This is a genomic window from Citrobacter sp. wls613 (assembly GCF_005281195.1).
Classification (GTDB): domain Bacteria; phylum Pseudomonadota; class Gammaproteobacteria; order Enterobacterales; family Enterobacteriaceae; genus Citrobacter; species Citrobacter gillenii.
The window spans coordinates 15781-19330 of the sequence record NZ_SZXN01000054.1; the positions used below are offsets into that span (position 1 = coordinate 15781).

Here is a 3550-nt window from a genome sequence, read left to right on the forward strand (position 1 = left end):
AAATGGCGAGCCTGGTCACACTGTCTATACTTATACCCGTCATACCTCAAGCTGCATGAAGATAAGGAGGAGCACCGGGTGACAGTATCGCGAACCGTACCCCCTGAACTATCCGCAAACTGTGCTTATTTTTTTGATCTCGACGGAACATTAGCTGAGATAAAACCGCATCCCGATCAGGTCACCGTCCCGCAGACGATCCTGCAATTACTACATCGCCTGGCGACGCACAATGCGGGAGCACTGGCATTGATTTCAGGGCGCTCAATGGCTGAGCTTGACGCACTCACTCATCCCATACGTTTTCCGCTTGCCGGCGTGCACGGGGCTGAGCGCCGCGACATCAAGGGTCACACCCACATTGTCCGGCTTCCTCAGGACGTCGAACACGACATTAGCGTGCTATTGCATGCTGCACTGGCGAACATGCCCGGTACGACGTTAGAAACAAAAGGCATGGCGTTTGCTTTGCATTATCGACAGGCCCCACAGCATGAGGCGGCGCTGCTGACGCTGGCTGAACGCATCACGCGCCGATGGCCCCAGCTCGCCCTGCAGCCCGGAAAATGTGTGGTTGAGATAAAACCAAAGGGGACGAACAAAGGGGAAGCGATTGCTGCATTTATGCAGGAAGCCCCTTTTGCCGGGCGCACCCCTGTTTTTGTTGGTGATGATTTAACCGATGAGGCGGGTTTCGCGGTGGTAAACCGCGCTGACGGCATTTCCGTAAAGGTGGGGAGCGGCGCGACCCAGGCGATGTGGCGTCTGGCGGGCGTAACAGATGTCTGGCGCTGGCTGGAGCAGATCAACTGTCCGCAGCAAGACCAAAAAGCAACGAATGACAGGAGAGATGGCCATGAGTCGTTTAGTCGTAGTCTCTAATCGAATTGCCTCACCGGATGACAAAGGCAGTGCTGGCGGCCTGGCGGTCGGTGTGCTGGGGGCATTGAAAACGGCGGGGGGGCTGTGGTTTGGCTGGAGCGGTGAGACGGGTAATGAAGACCAACCACTAAAAAAAGTCACCCGCGGCAATATCACCTGGGCATCGTTTAATCTGAGTGAGCAGGATTACGAAGAGTATTACTGCCAGTTTTCGAATGCCGTTTTATGGCCTGCTTTCCACTATCGCCTGGATCTGGTGCAATTTCAGCGCCCGGCTTGGGAAGGCTATCAGCGGGTCAATACATTATTGGCTGAGAAACTGCGGCCCTTACTGAATGATGACGACATCATCTGGGTTCATGATTATCATTTATTACCGTTTGCCAGCGAGCTGCGGAAACGCGGCGTGAACAATCGTATCGGTTTTTTCCTGCATATTCCGTTCCCGACGCCGGAGATATTCAACGCATTGCCCCCGCATGATGTGCTGCTTGAGCAACTGTGCGATTTTGACTTACTGGGGTTCCAGACCGAAAACGACCGTCAGGCGTTTCTTGATGCGCTAAGTGCACAAACCCGAGTCACCTCGCGGGGCGACAATCATCATCAGGCATGGAAAAAGGTGTTCCGTACCCAGGTTTATCCTATCGGCATTGAACCCGATGAAATTGCCCGCCAGGCGGCGGGGCCACTGCCGCCGAAAATGGCGCAGCTCAAGGCCGAGCTAAAAAATGTGCAGAATATTTTTTCGGTTGAGCGACTGGACTACTCCAAAGGCTTGCCGGAGCGTTTTCAGGCCTACGAGGCCCTTTTGGAGCATTACCCTCAGCACCACGGTAAAATTCGCTATACCCAAATCGCGCCGACGTCGCGTGAAGAAGTGCAGGCCTATCAGGATATTCGCCACCAGTTGGAGACTGAAGCCGGGCGCATCAATGGCAAGTATGGGCAGCTGGGCTGGACGCCGCTTTATTATCTGAATCAGTATTTTGATCGTAAATTGCTGATGAAAATTTTCCGCTACTCGGATGTTGGGTTAGTGACGCCACTGCGCGATGGCATGAATCTGGTCGCTAAGGAGTTTGTGGCAGCGCAAGATCCCGCCAATCCTGGCGTGCTGGTGCTCTCACAATTTGCCGGGGCAGCACATGAACTGACCTCGGCGCTGATCGTTAATCCCTATGACAGAGATGATGTTGCGGGTGCATTAAACCGCGCGCTAACCATGCCGCTTGCTGAGCGTATTTCCCGCCACGCTGAGATGCTGGACATTATCGTTAAAAACGATATCGACAACTGGCAGGCTCACTTTATCCGCGATTTAAAAAAGATCACGCCACGTCATGCTGAAAGCCAACCGCATGACACCGTAGCTGACTTTCCTAAATTGGCCTGACGACGAGGATATGGCCATTAATCGCCTGCCAGCGGCACCAACAGCACATCGACCTCGCTGGCGCTGACCACGCTTTTCGCCGAGCAGGATGCTCGCGAGAAGAAGCTGCGATTATGGTTGCCATAAATGACGAGATCGACGGCGTGTTTGCGGCAGATATCCAGTATATGTTCGTTGAGTGCCCCATAGGTAATAAAGGTATGCTCAATGGGGTACTGCGCCTGCTGGGTGAGTTTATCGATAAAATTCAGCGTCTCTTCTTGCATTACCTCACGCAGGTCTTCCAGCATGGGGGCCGCAAACTGGTTATACAGTTCGGGATCGGAGACCAGGGTGACCAGGCTAATGCGCGCATTGACAGGGCGCGCAATTGAAACGGCTTTTGCTAACAACTGGTGACTTTCGGGGGTGGCGGCAACAGCGACAAGAATGTGCATGTAGCTCATAACTCGCTCCTTAAATACAAGAATTATGAGAGGACTTTTAGCGTTACTCTCGCTTCTTTCATACTGCAATTTTTCATACTGTAATAGTGTGAATGTCATCATGATTATTCATTAATTATTCTTATAAATAGAATAATCAGATCACAAAAGCTGAAAATCTGTTCAATCAATTTAAGTGAAATTCTTGGCTAATGAAAACAATATGTTAATAAAAAACAAACATAAATTAACATTTTGCATATCGTTACCTGACGGTATTAGTTAATGAGGTTAAATATTTAACTCATTGTTTATAAAGATATAAAGTGAGAAAGCAGTTTATTGTAAATCTGTGATCTCGCTCGTTATTTCGCGCGGTGATATTAACTGTCGTAAACAAAAGACTATTCGCTTTTATTGCAAGAATATTCGGGTGTATGGAATCGATAGAGTGAGTTGTTGGCTATAAAATAACCAAAATAAAAGCTGTGCTGATGGATTTATGTTAAACGTTTAGCTGGTTTATGTGATCTGCGTCACATATTCTTTAAATTCGCAGCAGGGTTCCGTTGTATGTGTAACTGGCGGCGGGTAGAGTTGCGTCGAATTAGGAAAAATCTTAGGCATTTGTAAGAATTGATGTGAGCTTGTAAGGAACGCGGCCTTCTTAAAAAGGGATGTTTACACAACGCGTAAGCCGTAACGCTGCTATGTATTTGACCTTTTGCTTTTTTTTTACCGGGCCTTCCCGGCGACATCACGGGGTGCGGTTACGCCGCATAAAAATAATGTTGGTTATTATGGATGCAAATAATGGTAATGACTCCAACTTACTGATAGTGTTTTA

At 49.4% G+C, this 3550-nt stretch carries 3 protein-coding genes; 2 read left to right on the plus strand and 1 reads right to left on the minus strand.

Annotated features, from left to right (window positions below):
* Positions 1 to 78: 78 nt before the first annotated feature.
* Both otsB and otsA read left to right on the plus strand, forming a co-directional pair.
* Positions 79 to 882, plus strand: coding sequence for a trehalose-phosphatase (otsB, locus tag FDX01_RS09475; RefSeq protein WP_137399683.1), 804 nt, complete (start codon positions 79 to 81; stop codon positions 880 to 882).
* Positions 857 to 2278: an alpha,alpha-trehalose-phosphate synthase gene (gene otsA / locus FDX01_RS09480; RefSeq protein ID WP_137399684.1), complete on the plus strand. Its 1422-nt coding sequence runs from the start codon at positions 857 to 859 to the stop codon at positions 2276 to 2278. The genes otsB and otsA overlap by 26 nt, the downstream gene beginning before the upstream one ends.
* 17 nt (positions 2279 to 2295) lie before the next feature.
* Here the strand turns inward: otsA and uspC are convergent, their stop codons facing one another.
* Entirely contained in the window at positions 2296 to 2724 is a 429-nt protein-coding gene (uspC, locus tag FDX01_RS09485) for a universal stress protein UspC (RefSeq protein ID WP_137399685.1), read from the minus strand.
* Positions 2725 to 3550: the final 826 nt, after the last annotated feature.

Coding starts and splice junctions, on each gene's coding strand:
- otsA (WP_137399684.1), top strand. CDS start 857: ATGAGTCGTTTAGTCGTAGTCTCTAATCGAATTGCCTCACCGGATGAC.
- uspC (WP_137399685.1), bottom strand. CDS start 2,724: ATGAGCTACATGCACATTCTTGTCGCTGTTGCCGCCACCCCCGAAAGT.